This window comes from Kitasatospora sp. NPDC001225 (assembly GCF_053597855.1).
Window position 1 is genome coordinate 112982 of the sequence record NZ_JBSFJC010000002.1, and the last position, 20256, is coordinate 133237.

The window sequence follows — 20256 nt, forward strand, 5'->3', positions numbered from 1 at the left end:
CAGCACCAAAGCACCGCAGCACCGCAGAGCGTCGAAGTCCCGCAAGGCCGCCCCGACCAGCAGGAGTTGCCAGCATGGCCGAACCGACCCGCTACCTCGGCAAGTACCGGGGAACGGTGGTGACCAACACCGACCCGCTCGGGATCGGCCGCATCCAGGCCCAGGTGCCCGACGTCCTGGGCGACGCCGTGTCGACCTGGGCGATGCCGTGCTTCCCGGTGGCCGGCCCGGGCATGGGGCACTACGCCGTGCCGCCGGTCGGGGCGGGCGTGTGGCTGGAGTTCGAGCAGGGCGACCAGAGCTACCCGATCTGGACGGGCTGCTGGTACGGCTCCGCCTCGGAGGTCCCGGTGGAGGCGACGACGGGGCCGCCGGGCGTCCCGAACATGGTGCTGGAGACCTCGGGGCGGCGGGTGATCGTGCTGTCCGACGACCCGACCACGGGGATCACGCTGCGCATCCCGAGCGGGGCCTCGATCGTGATCAACGACTCGGGCATCCGGATCAGCAACGGCCAGGGCGCCTCGATCGCGCTGGTCGGCGCCACCGTGACCATCAACCAGGACGCCCTGAGCGTGACCTGACGGGGGGAGATTGTCTTGTCCGGAAAACTACTGCACGTCAATGCGACGGTGATCTGCCCGCACGGCGCCCAGGCGACGGCGGTGCCCGCCCAGGGCCGGGTGCTGGTCGCCGGGCAGGCCGTCACCAGCACGGCCGACCTGTACACCGTGACCGGCTGCCCGTTCACCGTGGCCGGGAAGCCGCAGCCCTGCGTCACGATCCGCTGGGTGCTGCCGTCCGCCCGGATCCGGGTCAACGGCTCGCCCGCGCTGCCGCAGTCCGCCACCGGGCTGTGCCAGAGCGCCGAGCAGATCCCGCAGGGGCCGCCGGTCGTCACCGTCGTCCAACAGCGGGCGGAGGGGGTATGAGCACCACGCGATCCACCCAACAGTCCGTCAGCGGCACCGAGTTGATGGCACCAACGCCAGGGCCCGCGCGGACGGACCTCGCCTTCCCGTTCCGGATCGACAGCCGAGGGCGCACCGCCGGGGCGGCGTACGACGACCATGTGCGCGACCTGATCGAGCAGTTGCTGTTCACCAGCCCCGGTGAGCGGGTCATGCACCCGGACTTCGGCTGCGGGCTGCTCGACCTGGTCTTCGCGCCGAACAGCCCGGAGCTGGCGGCCACTTTGCAGCTGTCCGTCCAGGCGGCGCTGCAGCGGTGGCTCGGCGATGTGATCGAGGTCGTCGCGCTCGACGTGGAGAGCGAGGACAACGTGGTGCGGGTCGAGCTGGCGTACGTCGTCCGCCGGACGGGCACCCGGCGGCAGGACGTGTTCGAGGGCGGGGTGGCGGCATGACCGGCCAGGCGGAATTCCCGACCTCTCAGTGCGGCACGGAACTTCGCCGGGCCGACGTGCGCGCGGCGCGGCTGCTGGGCCTGGACGGCGCCGAGCCGAGCGACGACGGGCGCACGCTGACGGTGACCTTCCTCGGCCGGGCGCCGGACGAGCTGGGCCCGGAGAACATCCGGGTCGACGGCGGCCGCCGGATCACCGGTCTGCGCGCCCTCGCGGTCGACATCGAGCGCGCGGACGACCCGGAGCTGGACGACCGGATGCTCGTCACCCTCGACCGGGCGGGCGACACCTCCCGCTACCGGCTGAGCGTGGTCCTGGCGGACGCGTACGGCCGGCCGGGCACCCGCCCGTTCCCGGGCTTCGACCCGCGGTACGCGCACACCGGGTTCTCCTTCGGCGCCGACTGCCCGTCCCCGTACGACTGCCGCACCGACGAGGGCTGTCCGCCCGCCGTCCGGCCGGCCCCGGTGATCGACTACACCGCGCGCGACTACGAGAGCCTGCGCCGGCTCGTGCTGGACCGGATGAGCCTGACCGTCCCCGGCTGGACCGAGCGGCACCTGCCCGACCTCGGCGTCACCCTGGTCGAACTGCTCGCCTACACCGCCGACCAGCTCTCCTACCAGCAGGACGCGGTGGCCACCGAGGCGTACCTCGACACGGCCCGCCGCCGGGTGTCGGTGCGCCGGCACGTCCGGCTGGTCGACTACGCGGTGCACGACGGCTGCAACGCCCGGGCGTTCGTCGCGCTGGAGGTGGACCGTTCCGTCACCCTGCGGTCCGGCACCTTCCGGTTCGCCGCCGTCGACGTCGGCCGGCTGGGCCCGCAGGAGCGTCCGGAGCTGTCCACGGTGATCCCGGACGAGGACCTGGACGTGCTCACCCGCACCGCCGCCGTGGAGGTGTTCGAGCCGCTCGGCGGGGCGGACCTGGTGCTGCACCCCGCGCACAACACCATCCGGTTCTGGACCTGGGGCGACCAGGACTGCGTCCTGCCCCGGGGCGCGACCTCCGCCACCCTTCGCGACGACCGGCCCGACGCCGACCCCTGCCCGCGCGACGACCGGCCCGGGGCGGCCCCGCGCGAGGACACCGCCCCGCCCGGCGACCGGCCCGGCACCGACAAGCCCGAGCTCCGCACCCGCCACCTGGCGCTGCGCCCCGGCGACCTGCTGGTCATCGAGGAGGTCCTCGGCCCGCGCACCGGCGCGCCCGCCGACGCCGACCCCGCGCACCGCCAGGCCGTCCGGCTCACCTCCGTCACCCCGCTGGTCGACGAGCTGTACGACCAGCCCGTGCTGGAGGTCACCTGGGCGCCGGAGGACGCGCTCGCCTTCCCGGTCTGCCTGTCCTCCCACGGCGGCAGCGACTGCGGCCCGATCGCCGATGTGAGCGTCGCCCGCGGCAACGTCGCCCTGGTCGACCACGGCCGTTCGCTCACCTTCTGCGGCGGCGCCCCGGAGGCCTTCCCGGTGCCGCCGGAGCCGGTCCGTACGGCGCCCTGCGGGCCGGGCGGATGCGGTTGCGAGGACCGCGCCGAGGGCAGCCCGGCGGCGGAGGCGATCCGGGAACTGCTCGACCAGGCCCGCGACGGCCGCCAGCTCGGCCCGGAGCAGGTCCGCGCCCTGGACGCGCTGCTCGGCGAGGCGGCGGTGCGGCGGGCCGGGCTGAGTGTGCTGCTCGCGCCCGGCGCGACCGCGGAGGGCGAGGACGGCGAGGGCGCGGTGGTGGAGCCGCCCACGGCCGACGCCCAGGCGGCGGCGCTGGAGACCCTGCTCGACCAGAGCCGCTACCCGGTGCTGCCGCAGCCCTTCCGCCCGCTGCTGCGCTACGCGCCGGTCACCCAGGCGGTCGCCTACCCCGACCGGGCGCACGTCTGCGCCGGGCAGGCCGCCCTGCTCGCCGGCCTTCCGGAGCGGGTCCGGCTGCGACTGGAGGAGCTGTGGCACCGGGCGTGCGACGGCCACCACCTCTCCCGGGCCGAACTCGCCGAACTGACCGTGCTGTTCGGCGCCCGGGTGGTGCAGGAGCTGCGGCTCGCGGAGCGGCCCGCCGCCGGGCTGCGCGAGCTGCTGGCCCGCCGCACCCGCCTGCTCGCCGCCAAGCTGCGCCGCCTGGAGGTGCTCACCGCGCGCGCCCGCTCCGGCGGGGTGCTCGGGCGGCCCACCGTCTGGGAGGTGGCCCAGAGTTGGGGCGCCCGGTACGCCGCCGGGCTCGACCCCGACTCCCCCGCGCTGGCCGGCCCCGCGGCCGGGATCGCCCTCCAGGACCCGCGCGCCGCCCTGCCCGAGGTCCGGGCCGCCTCGGCGGGCCAGGAGTGGACGCCGCGCCGGGACCTGCTCGCCGACGGCCGCCGGGACCGGCACTTCGTGGGCGAGCTGGAGGACGACGGGCGCCTCGCGCTGCGCTTCGGCGACGGCCGCCACGGCCTGCCGCCCGCACCCGGCGGCACGCTGGAGGTCGCGTACCGGATCGGCAACGGCACGGCCGGGAACGTGGGCGCGGAGGCCGTCAACCACCTGGTGGTCTGCCGGGACCGGCCGCCCCAGGCGAACCGGCGCGGCGCCGCCGCCCGGCCGCAGGACGCGGTGCGGCTGGTCCGCAACCCGCTGCCCGCGACCGGCGGGGTCGAGCCCGAACCGGTCGACCAGGTCCGCCGGCTCGCCCCGCTGGCCCTGGGCCGCACCCGGCTGCGCGCCGTCACGGCCGCCGACTACGCGGAGCTGGCCGCCGCCCTGCCGGGCGTCCGGCGGGCCGCGGCCGCGCTCCGCTGGACGGGCAGCGTGCAGGAGGTGCACGTCGCCGTCGAGCCGTTCGGGCAGGCCGTGGCCGGCCCGGCCCTGCTGGAGGCGGTCGGGCACGGTCTGGAGGCGTACCGCCGGATCGGCCACGACCTGGTCGTCCGGCCCGCCCTGCTGGTGCCGATCGACCTCGAACTGCGGGTCTGCGCCGCCGCCGGCTACCAACGCGGCCACGTCCTGGCCGAGTTGCGCCGGGTGCTGGGCAACCGCGCCCTGCCGGACGGCCGGCTCGGCTTCTTCCACCCGGACGCGCTGGGCTTCGGCGAACCGGTGCGGGTCTCCAGGCTGGTGGCCGCGGCGGCCGCCGTGCCGGGCGTCGTCAGCGCCGAAGTGACCAGGCTGCGGCGGCAGTTCGGACGGGACGACGGCGAGCTGGACGACGGGCTGCTGCGGCTCGGCGCGCTGGAGATCGCCGCGTGCGACAACGACCCCGACCGGCCGGAGAACGGCCGGCTCTCGATCGTCCTCGGAGGTGGCCGATGAGCGGCCAGTGCACCTGCGGCTGCGCGGGCACCGCCACCGCGACCCCGGTCCCGGTGTTCAACCCGCCCGGACTGGACGCCGTCGGCTACCGGGTCGGCCGCTACGGGGAGTTCCTCGACAGCCTGCTCGCCCGGCTGTCCGGCCCCGCCTACCCGGCGCTGCGCGACCTGACCGTCCGCACCCCGGACGACCCGGCGATCGCGCTGCTGGACGCCTGGGCCGTGCTCGCCGACCTGCTCACCTTCTACTCGGAGCGGATCGCCAACGAGGGCTACCTGCGCACCGCCACCGAGGAGGACTCGCTCGCCCTGCTCGGCCGGCTGGTCGGGCACCGGCCCCGGCCCGGCGTGGCCGCCGACACCTACCTCGCCTACTCCCTCGACCACGACCCGCGGGCGGCCGAGGACCCGACCGTGGTGATCCCGCGCGGCGCCCGCAGCCAGAGCGTCCCCGGCCCCGGCGAGGACCCGCAGTCCTTCGAGACCGCCGAGGACCTCCCCGCCCGCTCGGCCTGGAACGAACTGGCCGTGCTGCGCCGCCGCCCGTACCAGCTGACGCCCGGCCAGCTGAACCCGGGCGGACGCGCCGAGCTCTTCGCCGCCGGCACCGCGAACAACCTGCGGCCCGGGGACCGGCTGCTGTTCGTCTTCAGCGCCGACAAGGCCGCCGACCCGGTCCACCGGATGCTGCGGCTGGTGCCCGAGGTGCGGCTCGACCGCGACAACGACGTCACGGTGATCGGGCTGCCCCGGGACCTGCGCACCCTCAAGGACCTGCGCGCCGAACTCGCCGACTGGATCACCGTCTCCGAGTCCGCCCCGAACCCGAGGCCCGGGCACAGCCGGATCGTCCGGGACTTCGACGAGCAGGTGCTCACCCCGCTGCGCGCCGACCTCGACCGGCCGGCCGGCCCGCTGGGCACCCCGGCCGAGTTCGCCGACCGGCTCGCCCCGGTGGTCGACCGGGCCGCCGAGGCCGCCGAACTGGCCCACGCCCAGCAGCCGGTGGCCGACTGGTTCGGGCACCTCGGCGAGGAACTGACCGGCCTGCGGGACCGCGCCCACCAGCTGGAGCCGCCGCAGGCCCCCGACAAGCCAGGGCCCCCCGGCCCCGGCACCGCCGACCCGGCCGTCCGCGGACTCGGCTCGCTGCTGGCCGCGCTGCGCACCGCCCCCACCCGGCCCCCGCTCAGCGCGCGGGACCTCGCCCGCGACCCGCAGCGCCTGTTCGCGCCCGGCTCGGACCTCGGCGCGCAGCTGCTGTCCGCGCTCGACCCCCGGCTGCGCGACGGCCTCTACCCCGCCTGGCGGCAGGTCGACCTGACGGCGCCGCTGGCCGTGCACGAGATCCAGGCGATGCGGGTGGTCGCCACCCCGTTCGGCGCCACCGCGCCGCTCAAGCCCGTCTACGGCACCGACGGCCGGATCGACCGCTACGTGGACTGGCCGCTCTCCGGCAGCACGCTGGTCAGCGTCCGGATCGCCTTCGACGACGCCGGCACCGTCCCGAAGACCGCCGACTTCACGTACGTCGAGGCGGGCAGCCTGGTGCACAGCGGCTTCTCGCTGCCGTGGGACCACACCTTCCCGTTCGGGCCCGGCCAGGTCAAGATCGTCACCACCGAGCCGACGGCACCGCCCGTACCGCCGCCGCCGGCGCTGGGGACCGCCGTACCCGCGCCCGCCCCGGAGCCCGGCGTCAGCGCCCAGCTGCTGGCCGAACTGCCGGAGCGCACGGTCTTCGTGTCCCGCCCCCAGGCCGACGGCCGCGTCCACGTGAAGGTCGAGGGCGGGCCCGGCCCCGCGCTCGACTACCAGCTCGACCCGGGCCAGGAGCGGACCGGCGAGTCCGGCGAGCTGAACGTCCGGGTGCACCGCTACGCCGGCACCGACCAGTCGGCGCCGGCCGTCGAGGTGGCCCTCACCACCAAGCTGCAGCCGGTCTCCGGCACGGTGCTCACCCTCGACGCCGTGTACGACCAGATCGCGCCCGGCAGTTGGGTGGTGATCCAGCGCCCCCGCAAGGGCCTCGACGGCGGCATCCCGGGCAGCCGCGACCTCGCCGAGGTCATCACCCGGGTCACCGACGTGCGCGTGGTCTCCCGCGCCGACTTCGGCATCACCGGCAAGGTGACCGAACTCTCCCTCCAGCAGCCCTGGTTGGACGACCAGGACACCCAGCTCTCGCACCTGCGGGACGCCACCGTCTACGCCCGCGGCGAGGCGCTGCGGCTCGCCGACGAGCCCGTCACCGAGGACGTCCGCGGCGACCGGATCGAACTCGCCCGGCTCTACGACGGGTTGACCCCCGGCCGGTGGATCGCGGTCAGCGGCGAGCGGACCGACCTCCCGCACACCACCGGCGTCCGCGGCACCGAACTGGCCATGATCGCCGGCGTCGAGCAGGGCGTCGACCCGCTCCTGCCCGGGGACACCGTCCGCACCACCGTCACGCTCAGCGCCCCGCTCGCCTTCCGCTACCGGCGAGACACCGTCCAGGTCCTCGGCAACGTCGTCCGCGCCACCCAGGGCGCCACCCGCGACGAGGCGATCGGCAGCGGCGACGCGGGCGTCCCCGGCCAGCGCTTCACCCTCTGGCAGTCGCCGCTCACCTGGCTGGCCGCCGACACCCCCGGGGGCGCGCGCAGCACCCTGGAGGTCCGGGTCGACGGGGTGCTCTGGAACGAGGTCGACAGCCTCACCGGACGCGGCCCGGACGAACGGGTCTACGTCACCGCGACCGCCGCCGACGGCCGCACCACCGTCACCTTCGGCGACGGCGTGCACGGCTCGCGCCTGGCCACCGGCCGGGAGAACGTCCGCGCCCGCTACCGGATCGGCATCGGCGAGAGCGGCAACGTCGGCGCCGGCCGGATCACCCAGCTCACCACCCGCCCGCTCGGCGTCTCCGCCGTCGTCAACCCGCTGCCCGCCACCGGCGGCGCCGGACCGGACGGACCGGGCCTGGCCAGGCGCACCATCCCGCTCGCCGTCACCGCCCTGGACCGGCTGGTCTCGGTGCCCGACTACGAGGACTTCACCCGCGCCCGGGCCGGCATCGGGCGCGCCAGCGCCACCCGGCTCTCGGACGGCCGGCGCGAGCTCGTCCACGTCACGGTCGCCGGGGTGGACGACATCCCGCTCGCCGCCGACTCCGACCTGCTCCGCACCCTGCGGTCCTCGCTCACCGCCTACGGCGACCCGCGGCTGCCCGTCCGGGTCGCCGTGCGCGAACTCGTCCTGCTGGTCGTCGCCGCGGGCGTCAAGGTCGCCCCGGACCACTCCTGGGACCTCGTCGAACCGGCCGTGCGCCGCGCCCTGCTCGACCGGCTCGGCTACGCCGGACGCCAACTCGGCCAGCCCGCCCACCTGTCCGAGGTGCTCGCCGCCGCCCAGGCCGTCCCCGGCGTGGACCGGGTGGACGTCGACGCCTTCACCGGCGTGCCCGGCAGCCTCACCCCGGACGGCCTGGAGAACCTCGCTGCCCAGCTCGCGCGGCCGCAGCCGACGGTCCCGGCCCGGCTCGCCCGCTACGAGGAGCAGCGCTACCGGGTGCGGGACCCCGCCGGCGAGACGCTCACCGACATCGCCGCCCGCAACGGCGTCCCGCTCGCGGAACTGCTGCGCCTCAACCCGGCCGTCACCGACACCCGCCCGCTGCCGGCCGGCCGCGTGGTGACGGTGTTCCGCGGCATCCGACCGGCCCAACTCGCCGTACTGGCACCGGACCTGCCCGACACGTTGATCCTCAAGGAGATCCGCGGATGAACCAGCGCATCCATCGGAGGTGGGCATGACCAGGGACCCGGACGGGCTGCTGGAGCTGCTGCCCCAGTGGCACCGGCTGCGGGACGCCGACGCGGGCGAGCCGCTGCGCGCCCTGCTGGCCGTCATCGCCGAACAGGTGGACGTCGTCCGCGGCGGCGTCGACCAGGGCTACCAGGACTGGTTCGTGGAGACCGCCGCCGACTGGGCCGTCGCGTACCTCGGCGACCTGGTCGGCTACCGGATCCTGCCCGGCTACGAGGAGGTGCTCGCCACCGGCCTGCACGGCGAGGCCTCCGCCGAGCGGATCGCGGCCCGCGACCGGCTCGCCGCCCGGCTGGCGCCCCGCCAGGACGTCGCGAACACGGTCGCCAACCGCCGCCGCAAGGGCACCCTCGCCCTGCTGGAGGAGCTGTCCGCCTCGGTCGCCGACTGGCCGGCCCGCGCCGTGGAGCTCTCCCGGCTGCTCGCCGGCACCCAGCCGGTGCGGCTGCTGCGCCCGGACGAGGAGCCGGCCGACCGGCAGCGGCTGGGCCGGGGCCGGCTGGTCGACGTCCGGCGCGGCGCGGCGCTGGACCTGCTCGGCGGGCCCTTCGACGGCCAGGCGCACACCGTCGACGTCCGCCGGGCCGCCTCCCCGCGCCGCCAGGGCGGCTACACCCCGGCCGGCGTCGCCCTGTCCGTGTGGCGGCTGAAGCCGTACCCGGTGACCCGGGCGCCGGCCTACTGCGTCGACCGGGCCAGGAACCTCTTCACCTTCTCCGTCCTCGGCAACGACGCCCCGCTGGTCACCCGGCCCGAGCCGGGGCCGGCCGGCGCGCACCCCGCGACGGCCGACACCGTGCCGGCCCCGATCCGGCGCCGGCAGCTGGCCGAGCGCACGGCCGACTACTACGGGCCCGGCAAGAGCTTCGCCATCTGGCGCGACGGCTCCCCGGAGCCCGTCCCGCCCGCCGAGATCGTGGTGGCCGACCTGACCGACTGGACGTACCGGCCCAAGCGCGGCCAGGTCGCCGTCGACCCGCTGCTCGGCCGGATCGCCTTCGGCGCCCGCTCCGCCCCGCGCCGCGGCGTCTGGGTCGACTACCACTACGCGTTCGGCGACGACACCGGCGGCGGCGAGTACCCGCGCGACCGCCCGGAGGCCCGGCACCGGACGCTCTACCAGGTCGGCCCCGGCCGGCCGTTCGAGCGGATCAACGACGCGTACGAGCAGTGGCGCGCCGACCAGCGGGACGGCACCGCGGGCGGCTCCGCCGTCATCGAGATCACCCACAGCGGTGCCTACCAGGAGCAGTTGGACTTCGACCTGGAGGCCGACGACCGGCTCGAACTGCGCGCCGCCGAGGGCACCCGGCCGGTGATCCGGCTGCTCGACTGGTACAGCAACCGCCCGGACGCGCTCAACGTCCGGGGCACCTGCGCGGGCGGGCGGCTCGTCCTGGACGGCCTGCTGGTCACCGGTCGCGGGGTCAACGTCACCGGGCCGCTCGCCTCCGTCACGCTGCGGCACTGCACCCTGGTGCCGGGCTGGTCCCTGGAGCCGCACTGCGAACCGCACGCGCCGCAGGAGCCCAGCCTGGTGCTGGACCACACCACGGCCTGCGTCCGGATCGAGCGCAGCATCCTGGGCACGATCCAGGTCGTCGGCGACGAGGTGGACGACGACCCGCTGGAGATCCACCTGGCCGACAGCATCCTGGACGCCACCGGGCCGGACCGCCCGGCGCTCTCCGGGCCCGACTGCGAGCACGCCTACGCGGTGCTGCACGCGCACCGCTCCACGGTGGTCGGCGAGGTGCACACCCACGCGGTGCGGATCGCCGAGGACAGCGTCTTCACCGGCCGGATGCGGGTGGCCCGCCGCTCGCTCGGCTGCCTGCGGTTCTGCTACGTGCCCCCGGGCTCGCGCACCCCCCGCCGGTACGAGTGCCAGCCCGACCGGGTGCGCTCGGCCGTGACCGAGCTGGTCGAGCGCGGCGAGCTGGACCCGGCGCGGGCCGAGCGGCTGCGCGAGACCGAGGCGCAGCGGGTGCGCCCGCTCTTCACCAGCCTCCGGTACGGCACGCCCGGCTACGGCCGGCCGGCCGCCGGTTGCGCGCCGGAGATCACCCGCGGCGCCGAGGACCGCTCCGAACTGGGCGCCTTCCACGACCTGTTCCAGCCCCAGCGCGAGGACAACCTGCGGGCGCGGCTGGCCGAGTACACCCCGGCCGGCACCGACGCCGGCCTCTTCTTCGCCACCTGACCGACCCCTGACCGACTCCCAACCGACTGAAGACCGTTGACTGTGAGAGGGACCCCGTGCACGCAGACTTCTCGCGCCTGACCTTCCGGCCCGGCAGGCACTACTCCGCGGTGCTGACCCAGCAGGGCCGGGTCCAGCTCGACGCCGACGCCAACGAGCAGGCCGCGATCGAGCGCCACCAGCTGCGCACGCTCGCCACCGACCTGATCGGCCGGCGCGGCGGGCCCGCCGGCGCGGCCGGGTTCGCGATCGGCTACCTGCCGGGCAACCACGACCTGGACGACCTCGCCATCGGCGGCGGCCGGTACTACGTGGACGGCGTCCTGTGCGAGGCCGACCGGCCCGGGCCCGGCACCGCCGTGCCCGACGACGGCGTCTGGGGCGCCGAGACCCGGGAGGCGCCCGCCGGCTGGACGTACTGGGACCAGCCGGACGCCTACCGGGACCAGGAGCGCCCCGGCGACCGGCTGCCCGACGCGTTCCCGTTCCTGGTCTACCTGAAGGTCTGGGAGCGCAGTGTCACCGCCGTGGAGGACCCGGAGATCCGCGAGGTCGCGCTCGGCGCGGCGATGCCCGACACCGCGGCCCGGGCCAAGGTCGTCTGGCAGGTACTGGCCCTTCCCGCCTCGGAGTTGAACGTGCCGGACGGCGGTCCGTCCCGGGTGCTGGAGGCCTTCGACGCCTGGGCCGAGCCCCGCGAGCGGCCCTCCTCCTGGCTGGCCGCGCGGGCCCGGCGGCCGGAGCGGGCCGGCGAGGACCCGTGCCTGGCGCACCCCGAGGCCGGCTACCGGGGCCCGGAGAACCAGCTGTACCGGGTGGAGGTCCACCACGGCGGTTCGGCCGAGGGCGGCGCCACCTTCAAGTGGTCCCGGGAGAACGGCTCGGTCGTCCTCCCGATCGCCTCGGTCGAGGGCGTCTGGGTCGCCCTGGACACGCTGGGCGACGACGACAAGCTCGGCCTCTCGGTGGGCGACCGGGTCGAGGTCGCGGACAGCGCGTACGTCAGCCGGGACGAGGCGGCGAACCTGCTCCAGGTGGAGGAGATCGACCTGCCGGGCCGCCGGGTGCGGCTGTCCGCCGAGCCGGTCCCGGGGGTCGGGCGGCTGGCCGAGCTCCACCCGTTCCTGCGCCGTTGGGACCACCGGGAGGCCCGCGGCCGGGACGCCCTGCCCCTGGCCGGCGGCGCCCTGCAGCTCGCGGAGGGCGCCTGGCTCGACCTGGAGGACGGCGTCCAGGTGTACTTCCGGCCCGGCGGCGCCTACACCCGCGGGGACTACTGGCTGGTCCCCGCCCGCACCGCCACCGGGTCGGTGGAGTGGCCGCGGAACGCGGCCGGCGAGGCGCTGCTCCAGGAGCCGGCCGGGGTGCGGGTGCACCACGCCCCGCTCGCCTGGGTGAAGGGCCCGACCACCGTCGTCGACCTCCGCCAGACCTTCGCCCCGCTGACGGCCACCGCCCACTCCGAGATCTGATCGGCCGGGGCGCGACGGCGGGCGCAGCAGGGCCGTCGGCGTCCTCGAGCCGACGGCAACGGGCCCGGGTGGGGGCATCGACGGCGAAATGGGAACCGGCCACGCCCCCCACCCGCGCACATCGGTCATCCCACCGATACGTCGCGGACATTCCCGGTGTTCGCGGTGTTCGCGGTGTTCCCGGTGCCCCCGGTGTTCGCGGTGTTCACGTGTTGTCCGAATGGTGGTCGGGCTTTTTGACATCCTCCTTATCGTCATACATTCTTCTCGGCATGTCTGACCGTCACCCGATCACGTGCGCCGCCATCGAGCTGGCGCTGATCGGCGTGGCCGCGCACTGCGTTTCCGACAATCTCTGTCGCTGAATCCGCCCTGTCCCGACGCGTTTAGCGGTGATCGCCGCGTCGGGGCGTCGCCCCCTGCTGCGGGCGCGGTGCCGCTCACTTTCCCCAGGCCTCACTGTCGCCCGCCTTCCTCCGTACACCATCGGTAGCGAAAGGCCCCCTTTCCGATGTCTCGAACCACCACCTTCACCCCTCGCCGCCTCGCCACGGCGACCGTCACCGTCGCACTGGTCGTCGGGCTGGCGGCGTGCGGACCGAAGGCCGACGGCGGTGGAGGCTCCGGCAAGGACGCCGCGCCGCAGCAGGGCGGCACCCTCACCGTCCTCAACCAGAACCCGCAGGACCAGTTCGACCCCGCGCGGCTCTACACCTCCGGCGGCGGCAACGTCCCCTCCCTGGTCTTCCGCACCCTCACCACCCGCAACCGGGCCGACGGCGCGGCCGGCACCAAGGTCGTCCCGGACCTCGCCACCGACACCGGCACCCCGTCGGAGGGCGCGACGGTGTGGACGTACCACCTCAAGGACGGCCTGACGTTCGAGGACGGTTCGCCGATCACCACGGCCGATATCAAGTACGGCATCGAAAGGTCATTCGCCCCCGAACTCTCGGGCGGCGCACCGTTCCTGAGGGACTGGCTGGTCGGCGCCGCGGACTACCAGGGCCCGTACAAGGACACGCGCGGTCTGGACGCCATCGAGACGCCGGACGAGAAGACCATCGTCTTCCGCCTCAACAAGCCCGAGGGCGACTTCCCGTACCTCGCCACCCAAACGCAGTTCGCCCCCGTCCCGAAGGCCAAGGACACCGGGACGAAGTACCAGGAGCACCCCGTCTCCTCCGGCCCCTACCAGGTCGTCAAGAACGAGAACGACGGCGCCCACCTCGTCCTCAAGCGCAACCCCAACTGGTCGGCGGCGACGGACGACCAGCGCAAGGCGTACCCGGACACCATCGACGTGCAGTCCGGGCTCGACCCGGCGGTGATCAACCAGCGGCTCTCCGCCGGCACCGGCGCCGACGCGGCCGCCGTCACCACCGACACCAACCTCGGCCCCTCCGAGCTCGCCCAGGTGAAGGACGACAAGTCGCTCGCCGCGCGCGTCGGCACCGGCCACTTCGGCTACGTCAACTACCTGGCGTTCAACCCGAAGGTCAAGCCCTTCGACGACCCCAAGGTCCGGCAGGCCGTCGCCTACGCGATCAACCGCACCTCGGTCGTCAACGCGGCCGGCGGCTCCTCGCTCGCCGAGGCCGCCACCACCTACCTGCCCGCCCAGGAGACCTTCGGCCACACGCCGTACGACCCGTTCCCGGCCGGTGCCACCGGCAACCCGGCGAAGGCCAGGGAGCTGCTGAAGGAGGCCGGCTACCCGGACGGCCTGACCATCACGCTCACCCACTCCAGCGCCACCGGCAAGGGCTACGGCCCGGACCTGGCCGCCGCCGTCCAGGACGGCCTGAAGGCCGCCGGGATCACCGTCCAGCTGGAGGCCCTGGACTCCACCCGGTACTCCAAGACGATCCACACCGTCGGCACCGAGCCCGGCCTCTTCCTCTCCGGCTGGGGCGCCGACTGGCCGTCCGGCGGCCCGTTCCTGGCCCCGATCTTCGACGGCCGGCAGATCGTCACCGACGGCTACAACTTCAACTCCGCGCAGCTGGACGACCCTTCGGTGAACGACGAGATCGACCAGATCAACAAGATCACCGACCACGCCGAGGCCGCCAAGCGCTGGGGCGCCCTGGACAAGCGGATCGGCGACCAGGCCCTCACCGTCCCGCTGTTCCACCCCGTCTACAAGCGGCTGTCCGGCAAGGACGTCCGCAACATCGTCATCAGCGACTGGACCGGCGTCCTCGACATCTCCCAGGTCGCGGTCAAGTAGCGGACGGGACCGGACGGATCGATCGGACAACCATGGCTTCACAGCAACCCCGAGCCGGGGAGGCCCCCGCGGCCTCCCCGGCCGCCGGGGGACCACAGGTGTGGCGGCGGCTGCTCGCGCGGCGCGCCGCCCTCACCGCCGGCCTCGTCATCGTCCTGCTCGTCCTGATCGCCGCGGCGGCACCGCTGCTCAGCGCGATCGAGGGCCAGGACCCCACCGGCTACCACAACGACCTGCTCGACTCGGCGGCCGGCGGGGTGCCCACCGGCTCCTTCGGCGGCGTCAGCGCCGAGCACTGGCTCGGCGTCGAACCCGGCACCGGGCGGGACGTGTTCGCCCGACTGGTGCACGGCGCCCGGATCTCGCTGCTCGTCGCCGTCGGCGCCACCCTCGTCCAGGTCGCGATCGGCGTCCTGCTCGGCCTCGCCGCGGGCCTCGGCAACCGGTGGCTCGACCAGCTGATCGGCAACACCACCGAGGTGATGCTCGCGCTGCCCACGCTGGTCTTCGCCATCTCGCTGATGGCGGTCGTGCCCCCCGGCTTCCCCCGCCCGCTGCTGCTGACCCTGGTCATCGGGCTGCTGGGCTGGGCCGGCACCGCACGGGTGGTCCGGGCGCAGACGCTCAGCCTCCGGCAGCTCGACTACGTGGCCGCGGCCCGGCTCGCCGGCGCCACCCGGTGGCGGATCGCCCGCCGGGAGCTGCTGCCGTCCCTGGCCGCGCCGGTCATCACCTACGCGGCGGTGCTGCTGCCGTCCAACGTGGTCGCCGAGGCCGGGCTGTCCTTCCTCGGGGTGGGCGTCAAGCCGCCGACCTCCTCGTGGGGCCAGATGCTCTCCGGGGCGACCACCTGGTTCCGCGCGGACCCGATGTACGTGCTGCTCCCCTCCGCGCTGCTGTTCACCACCGTGCTCGCCTTCACCGTGCTCGGCGACGCCGTCCGCACCGAGCTCGACCCCCGTGCGGCCTCCCGGCTGCGGGTCGGTACGGCGCGCGGCGGCTCCGGTCCGTCGAAGGCCGGCCCCTCGGGTGCCGGTCCGTCGAACGCCGGTCCGTCGAGCACGGGCCGGGGCCCCTCCGAGGAGGCCACCGCATGACCCGCTTCCTGCTCCGCAAGGCCGTCGGCATGCTCGGCGTCCTGCTCGTCCTCTCCCTGGTCGTCTACGCGGTCTTCTACATCGCCCCCGGCGACCCGGCCCAGCTCGCCTGCGGCGAGAAGTGCAGCCCCGCCCAGGTCGCCCAGGTGCGCGAACGGCTCGGCCTCGACGCGCCCGTCTACCTCCAGTACGCCCACTTCCTCCAGGGCGTCGTCGCCGGCCGCGACTTCAGCGCCGGGACGGGCCTGCTGCACTGCCAGGCGCCCTGCCTGGGCATCTCCTACCGCAGCGGCGAGCAGGTCACCGACATGATCACCGCCCGGCTCCCGGTGACGGCCTCGCTGGCGCTCGGCGCGATGGTGCTCTGGCTGGTCCTCGGGGTCGGCACCGGGCTGGTCTCCGCGCTGCGCCGGGGCCGGCTCAGCGAGCGGCTGCTGACCGCGCTGACGCTGGCCGGCAGCTCCATCCCGGTCTTCGTCATCGGCCTGGTGCTGCTCATCGTCCTGTGCGCCCAGCTCCAGTGGCTGCCGTTCCCGAGCTACGTGCCCCTCACCGAGGACCCGCAGCAGTGGTTCTGGGGACTGCTGCTGCCCTGGGTCTCGCTCGCGCTCATCGAGTCCGCGAAGTACGCCCGGCTGACCCGCTCCTCCATGCTGGAGACCCTCGCCGACGACCACATCCGGACCTTCCGGGCGTACGGCGTCAGCGAGCGGCACCTGGTGACCAGGCACGCGCTGCGCGGCGCGCTCACCCCGGTGATCGCGCTGACCGCCATCGACCTCGGGACGATGTTCGGGTCCGCCGTGCTGACCGAGTCGCTCTTCGGCCTCCCGGGGCTCGGCAAGCTGCTGGTCACCTCGGTGGGCCTGATCGACCTGCCGACCGTCGTCGGCCTCACCCTCGTCACCGGGTTCTTCGTGGTCCTCGCCAACGTCATCGCGGACGTGCTCTACGCGGTGACCGACCGAAGGGTGGTCCTGACGTGAGCGCCGGAACCCTGAGCCCGGAGCCCCTGGACCCGGAGCCCCTGAGCCCCGAGCCCCGGGGCCCCGAACCCCGGGCCGCCGAAGCCCGGGGCGAGGCCCTGGTCGACGTCCGGGACCTGGTCGTCGACTTCCCGGTCGGCGACGGCCACGTCCGCGCCGTCGACGGCGTGGGCTTCACCCTGGAGGCCGGGCAGGCGCTCGGCATCGTCGGCGAGTCCGGCTCCGGCAAGAGCACCGTCGCCTACGGGCTGCTCGGCCTGCACCGCGGCACCGGCGCCCGGATCGGCGGCTCGGTGCGGGTCGCCGGGGTCGACGCCGTCACCGCCGAGGGCGACGAACTCCGGCGCCTGCGCGGCGGGTTGGCCGCCATGGTGTTCCAGGACCCGCTCTCCGCCCTCGACCCGTACTACGCGGTGGGCGACCAGATCGCCGAGGTCGTACGGGTGCACCGGGACGTCTCCCGCCGGGCCGCCCGGGCCCGGGCCGTCGAGGTGCTCGACCGCGTGGGCATCGCCGACGCGGCGCGGCGCTCGCGGTCGCGCCCGCACGAGTTCAGCGGCGGCATGCGCCAGCGGGTGCTGATCGCGATGGCCCTGGCCTGCGAGCCGCGGCTGCTGGTCGCCGACGAGCCGACGACCGCGCTGGACGTCACCGTCCAGGCCCAGATCCTCGACCTGCTGCACGAGTTGCGGGCCGAGACCGGGGCCGGGCTGGTCCTGGTCACCCACGACCTGGGCGTGGTCGCCGGGAGCGTCGACCGGGTGCTGGTGATGAAGGACGGCCGGGCCGTGGAGCACGGGCCGGTCGCCGAGGTGCTGGGCGCTCCGCGCGAGCCGTACACCCGCGCGCTGCTGTCGGCGGTGCCCCGGGTCGACGCGCCCACCGAGCCGGCCGAGGCGGCCCGGTCGGCCGGGTCGACCGGGCCCGTCGGGGATGACGTGCTGCTCGAAGCCGTCGACCTGCGCCGGGAGTTCGCCACCCGCGGCGGCCTCACCCGGCGCACCGGCCCGGTGACCGCCGTGGACGGCGTCTCGCTCACCGTACGGGCCGGCGAGACGCTGGGCGTGGTCGGCGAGTCCGGCTCCGGGAAGACCACGCTCGGGCGGATGCTCGTCCGGCTGCTGGAGCCGACCGGCGGCCGGCTGCACTACCGCGGCCGGGACATCGGAGCGCTCGGGGAGAAGGAACTGCGCCCGCTCCGGCGGGAGTTGCAAATGGTCTTCCAGGACCCGGTGTCCTCGCTCAACCCGCGCCGCAGCATCGGCGAGTCCATCGCCGACCCGCTGCGCATCGCCGGGGAGAGCGACGAGCGCCGCATCCGCAGCCAGGTCGGCGAACTCCTCGAACGCGTGGGGCTCGACGCCGACTGGTACCACCGCTACCCGCACGAGTTCTCCGGCGGGCAGCGGCAGCGGGTCGGCATCGCCCGCGCGCTGGCGCCCCGACCGCGGCTGATCGTCTGCGACGAACCGGTCTCCGCGCTGGACGTCACCACCCAGGCCCAGGTGGTCGAGCTGCTGGGCGAGTTGCAGCGCGACCTCGGCCTCGCGCTGGTCTTCATCGCCCACGACCTCGCCGTGGTCCGGCAGGTGAGCGACCGGGTCGCGGTGATGCGGGCCGGGCGGATCGTGGAACAGGGCGACGCCGACACGGTGTACGACTCCCCCCAGCACGCCTACACCAAGGGCCTGTTGGCCGCCGTCCCGGTCCTGGACCCGGCCGAGGCGACCGCCCGCCGCCACGCCCGCCTGGCCTCCGCCGGCGCCTGACCGTCGACTGCCCGGCCCGGGTCGCACCTCACGGGGGTGCAGCCCGGGCCGGGCAGTCGCGTACAGATTCATGACGAACCATCAGTTGATCTTGGTGGCCCGGGAGTTGGCACCTTCACCCGCACGGCCTTCGTCCCGGCCCTCGACCAGGACGGCGGGCTCCAGCGGCGAGGCGATCTCCTGCGGCCTGCTGCGGGACGCCCAGTCGCGGATGCCGAGCACCACCATCACGAAGAAGATCCCGTAGACGATGCCGGAGAAGTACAGCTCGGAGTGGACCGCGAGCGGCACGCCCACCAGGTCGACGGCCAGCCAGACGAACCAGAACTCCACGTAGCGGCGGGCCTGGCTGTACATGGCGAGGATCGAGCCGACGAAGATCCAGGCGTCCGCGAGGACCATCCACCACGGCGCCCCGGGGTAGAACGAGGCGTCCGTCCCCTTCAGCACCGCGCCGAACGCGGCCGTCCCCGCCACCATCGCGGCCGCCAGCACGGCGCGTTCCTGCCACGACGCCCAGCGGACGTTGATGGTGCCTTCCTGCTCGCGGCTGCGCTTCCAGGTCGCCCAGCCCCAGGAGGCCGAGACGATGATGACGATCTGCCGGGCGGCGTTGCCGCCGAGGTGCACGTTCAGGCTGGCGACCAGCAGCAGCACCGAGCCGAGGATCTGCACCGGCCAGGCCACCAGCGAGCGCCGCAGGGCGAGCCAGACGGTGGCGAGCGCCAGGATGTTGCCCAGGAAGTCGGACCAGTAGACGGGGAGGCCGAAGAAGTCGAACTGCTCGTTCAACCAGTGGAACGCGCTCATGACTCACACCTTTGTTCGTGCGGAGCGAGGTGGGGGAAGGGGCGGTCGGCCCCGCCGAAGCGGGGGGTGCGGGGCCGACCGGGCTCGTGGCGCGGGACGCGGGGTCGCGGGGGAAGCGGGGGCGCGCGCCGGGCAGGTGAAGGACGGTGCGAAGAGGTGGTGCGGGCGGATCAGAAGAGAACGGTTCAGAAGAGAACGGTTCCGGAGAGAAGGGTTCCGGAGAGAACGGTTCAGGAGAGGCGCTTCAGGAGAGAACGGCGAGCACGTGCCGTCCGTGCTCGGAGTCCAGCAGGGCCTCGGAGCGGCGGACGTCCTCCCGGGCGGCGAGCAGCAGCTCGTCGACGGAGGCGAACCGCTCGGTGCCCCGGATCCGGGCGACGAACCAGAGCTCGACGCGCTCGCCGTACAGGTCGCCCGGGGTGTCGTGGCAGTACACCTCGGTGTGGATCTCGGAGGTGTCGCAGAAGGTGGGGTTGGTGCCGACGCTGATCGTCGCGCGGTGCACGGTGCCGCTCGCGCGGCGGGCCAGCCAGCCGCTGTAGATCGCGGGCGGCGGGGCGGGGGTGCCGGGGTCGGGGGCGATGTTGGCGGTGGGGAAGCCCAGCCCCCTCCCCCGGCCGGCACCGTGCACCACGGTGCCGGACAGGGGGGCCGTCGGGGTGTCAGCCATGGGGGGTGAGCTCACGGAACTGGCTGGTGTGGAAGACCAGCGGCTCCACTCCGGGGAACAGCTCGACGGTGAGCAGTTCCAGCAGGACGATCTCGTGGTCGCCGCCGTCGTACACCGCGTGCGTCCGGGCGGTCAGCCAGAGCGCCGCGTCGTGGATCAGCACCGCGCCGTCCGGCGTGGCCTGCCAGCCGGTGCCGTCGAAGCGGTCGCCCGCGCGGGAGGCGAGCCGCCGGCAGAGCGCGCCCTGGCCGCGGCTGAGCACGCTCAGCCCCAGCTCCGGAGCCTCCGTCAGCCGGGGCCAGGTGGTGGAGGTGCGGGCCACGCTGACCGCGACCATCGGCGGCTCCAGCGAGATCGACACGAAGGAGCTGACCGCGAGCCCGACCGGTTCGCCGTCGCGCAGCGCGCCGAGCGCGACCACCCCGGTGGGGTAGGCCCCGAACGCCTGGCGCAGCGCCGCGCCGTCCAGCTCGGCCCGGTCGGGCCGCTCCGCGGCGCTCGCTGCGGCCGCGGTCGGGTGGTGGGCGGGAGTGACCATGGTCGTCGCCGTCCTCTCG

The 20256-nt window shown here is 74.8% G+C and carries 15 protein-coding genes; 12 read left to right on the forward strand and 3 right to left on the reverse strand.

The window, feature by feature from the left end; translation table 11 throughout:
- Positions 1-74 precede the first annotated feature (74 nt).
- From ACWDCZ_RS01225 to ACWDCZ_RS01280, 12 genes are all read left to right on the forward strand, one after another.
- Entirely contained in the window at positions 75-584 is a 510-nt protein-coding gene (locus ACWDCZ_RS01225; protein WP_049657827.1) for a phage baseplate assembly protein V, read from the forward strand.
- A gap of 15 nt (positions 585-599) precedes the next feature.
- Positions 600-932, forward strand: a complete 333-nt coding sequence (locus ACWDCZ_RS01230) for a hypothetical protein (protein WP_074006030.1) — start codon at positions 600-602, stop codon at positions 930-932.
- A 44-nt stretch (positions 933-976) separates the two neighbouring features.
- The gene (locus ACWDCZ_RS01235) at positions 977-1366 is read left to right on the forward strand and encodes a GPW/gp25 family protein (protein WP_049657840.1); all 390 of its coding nucleotides are present in this window, start codon (positions 977-979) and stop codon (positions 1364-1366) included.
- The gene (locus ACWDCZ_RS01240) at positions 1363-4650 is read left to right on the forward strand and encodes a putative baseplate assembly protein (protein WP_449814899.1); all 3288 of its coding nucleotides are present in this window, start codon (positions 1363-1365) and stop codon (positions 4648-4650) included. The genes ACWDCZ_RS01235 and ACWDCZ_RS01240 overlap by 4 nt, the downstream gene beginning before the upstream one ends.
- A complete protein-coding gene (locus tag ACWDCZ_RS01245; RefSeq protein ID WP_449814900.1) occupies positions 4647-8417 on the forward strand; it encodes a putative baseplate assembly protein in 3771 nt (1256 codons plus the stop codon). The genes ACWDCZ_RS01240 and ACWDCZ_RS01245 overlap by 4 nt, the downstream gene beginning before the upstream one ends.
- A 25-nt stretch (positions 8418-8442) precedes the next feature.
- The gene (locus ACWDCZ_RS01250) at positions 8443-10662 is read left to right on the forward strand and encodes a hypothetical protein (RefSeq protein WP_449814901.1); all 2220 of its coding nucleotides are present in this window, start codon (positions 8443-8445) and stop codon (positions 10660-10662) included.
- Positions 10663-10718: 56 nt separating this feature from the next.
- Entirely contained in the window at positions 10719-12134 is a 1416-nt protein-coding gene (locus ACWDCZ_RS01255; RefSeq protein WP_449814902.1) for a DUF6519 domain-containing protein, read from the forward strand.
- Between the two features lie 272 nt (positions 12135-12406).
- Entirely contained in the window at positions 12407-12499 is a 93-nt protein-coding gene (locus ACWDCZ_RS01260) for an Ms4533A family Cys-rich leader peptide (protein ID WP_310593099.1), read from the forward strand.
- 146 nt (positions 12500-12645) lie between these two features.
- Entirely contained in the window at positions 12646-14367 is a 1722-nt protein-coding gene (locus ACWDCZ_RS01265) for an ABC transporter substrate-binding protein (protein WP_449814903.1), read from the forward strand.
- 32 nt (positions 14368-14399) lie between these two features.
- A complete protein-coding gene (locus tag ACWDCZ_RS01270) occupies positions 14400-15464 on the forward strand; it encodes an ABC transporter permease (RefSeq protein ID WP_449814904.1) in 1065 nt (354 codons plus the stop codon).
- Positions 15461-16450 carry an ABC transporter permease gene (locus tag ACWDCZ_RS01275; protein ID WP_049651523.1) on the forward strand — a complete coding sequence of 330 codons (990 nt, stop codon included), beginning with the start codon at positions 15461-15463 and terminating at the stop codon, positions 16448-16450. Before ACWDCZ_RS01270 ends, ACWDCZ_RS01275 begins: the two co-directional genes overlap by 4 nt.
- 41 nt (positions 16451-16491) lie before the next feature.
- Positions 16492-18219 carry an ABC transporter ATP-binding protein gene (locus tag ACWDCZ_RS01280; protein ID WP_449814911.1) on the forward strand — a complete coding sequence of 576 codons (1728 nt, stop codon included), beginning with the start codon at positions 16492-16494 and terminating at the stop codon, positions 18217-18219.
- 81 nt (positions 18220-18300) lie between these two features.
- Here the strand turns inward: ACWDCZ_RS01280 and ACWDCZ_RS01285 are convergent, their stop codons facing one another.
- From ACWDCZ_RS01285 to ACWDCZ_RS01295, 3 genes are all read right to left on the reverse strand, one after another.
- Positions 18301-19029 (reverse strand): nicotinamide mononucleotide transporter family protein, encoded by a 729-nt coding sequence (locus ACWDCZ_RS01285; RefSeq protein WP_449814905.1) that lies wholly within the window; start codon positions 19027-19029, stop codon positions 18301-18303.
- A gap of 244 nt (positions 19030-19273) precedes the next feature.
- On the reverse strand, positions 19274-19699 hold the full coding sequence (locus ACWDCZ_RS01290) for a riboflavin kinase (protein WP_074006036.1): 426 nt from the start codon (positions 19697-19699) through the stop codon (positions 19274-19276).
- Positions 19692-20237 (reverse strand): flavin reductase family protein, encoded by a 546-nt coding sequence (locus ACWDCZ_RS01295; RefSeq protein ID WP_449814906.1) that lies wholly within the window; start codon positions 20235-20237, stop codon positions 19692-19694. The genes ACWDCZ_RS01290 and ACWDCZ_RS01295 overlap by 8 nt, the downstream gene beginning before the upstream one ends.
- Between the last annotated feature and the right edge of the window lie 19 nt (positions 20238-20256).

What these genes read in the sequence shown, in the direction of transcription:
- ACWDCZ_RS01225 (WP_049657827.1), top strand. Translation starts at nt 75, where the DNA reads ATGGCCGAACCGACCCGCTACCTCGGCAAGTACCGGGGAACGGTGGTG.
- ACWDCZ_RS01235 (WP_049657840.1), top strand. Translation starts at nt 977, where the DNA reads ATGGCACCAACGCCAGGGCCCGCGCGGACGGACCTCGCCTTCCCGTTC.
- ACWDCZ_RS01240 (WP_449814899.1), top strand. Translation starts at nt 1,363, where the DNA reads ATGACCGGCCAGGCGGAATTCCCGACCTCTCAGTGCGGCACGGAACTT.
- ACWDCZ_RS01245 (WP_449814900.1), top strand. Translation starts at nt 4,647, where the DNA reads ATGAGCGGCCAGTGCACCTGCGGCTGCGCGGGCACCGCCACCGCGACC.
- ACWDCZ_RS01250 (WP_449814901.1), top strand. Translation starts at nt 8,443, where the DNA reads ATGACCAGGGACCCGGACGGGCTGCTGGAGCTGCTGCCCCAGTGGCAC.
- ACWDCZ_RS01260 (WP_310593099.1), top strand. Translation starts at nt 12,407, where the DNA reads ATGTCTGACCGTCACCCGATCACGTGCGCCGCCATCGAGCTGGCGCTG.
- ACWDCZ_RS01265 (WP_449814903.1), top strand. Translation starts at nt 12,646, where the DNA reads ATGTCTCGAACCACCACCTTCACCCCTCGCCGCCTCGCCACGGCGACC.
- ACWDCZ_RS01270 (WP_449814904.1), top strand. Translation starts at nt 14,400, where the DNA reads ATGGCTTCACAGCAACCCCGAGCCGGGGAGGCCCCCGCGGCCTCCCCG.
- ACWDCZ_RS01275 (WP_049651523.1), top strand. Translation starts at nt 15,461, where the DNA reads ATGACCCGCTTCCTGCTCCGCAAGGCCGTCGGCATGCTCGGCGTCCTG.
- ACWDCZ_RS01285 (WP_449814905.1), bottom strand. Translation starts at nt 19,029, where the DNA reads ATGAGCGCGTTCCACTGGTTGAACGAGCAGTTCGACTTCTTCGGCCTC.
- ACWDCZ_RS01290 (WP_074006036.1), bottom strand. Translation starts at nt 19,699, where the DNA reads ATGGCTGACACCCCGACGGCCCCCCTGTCCGGCACCGTGGTGCACGGT.
- ACWDCZ_RS01295 (WP_449814906.1), bottom strand. Translation starts at nt 20,237, where the DNA reads ATGGTCACTCCCGCCCACCACCCGACCGCGGCCGCAGCGAGCGCCGCG.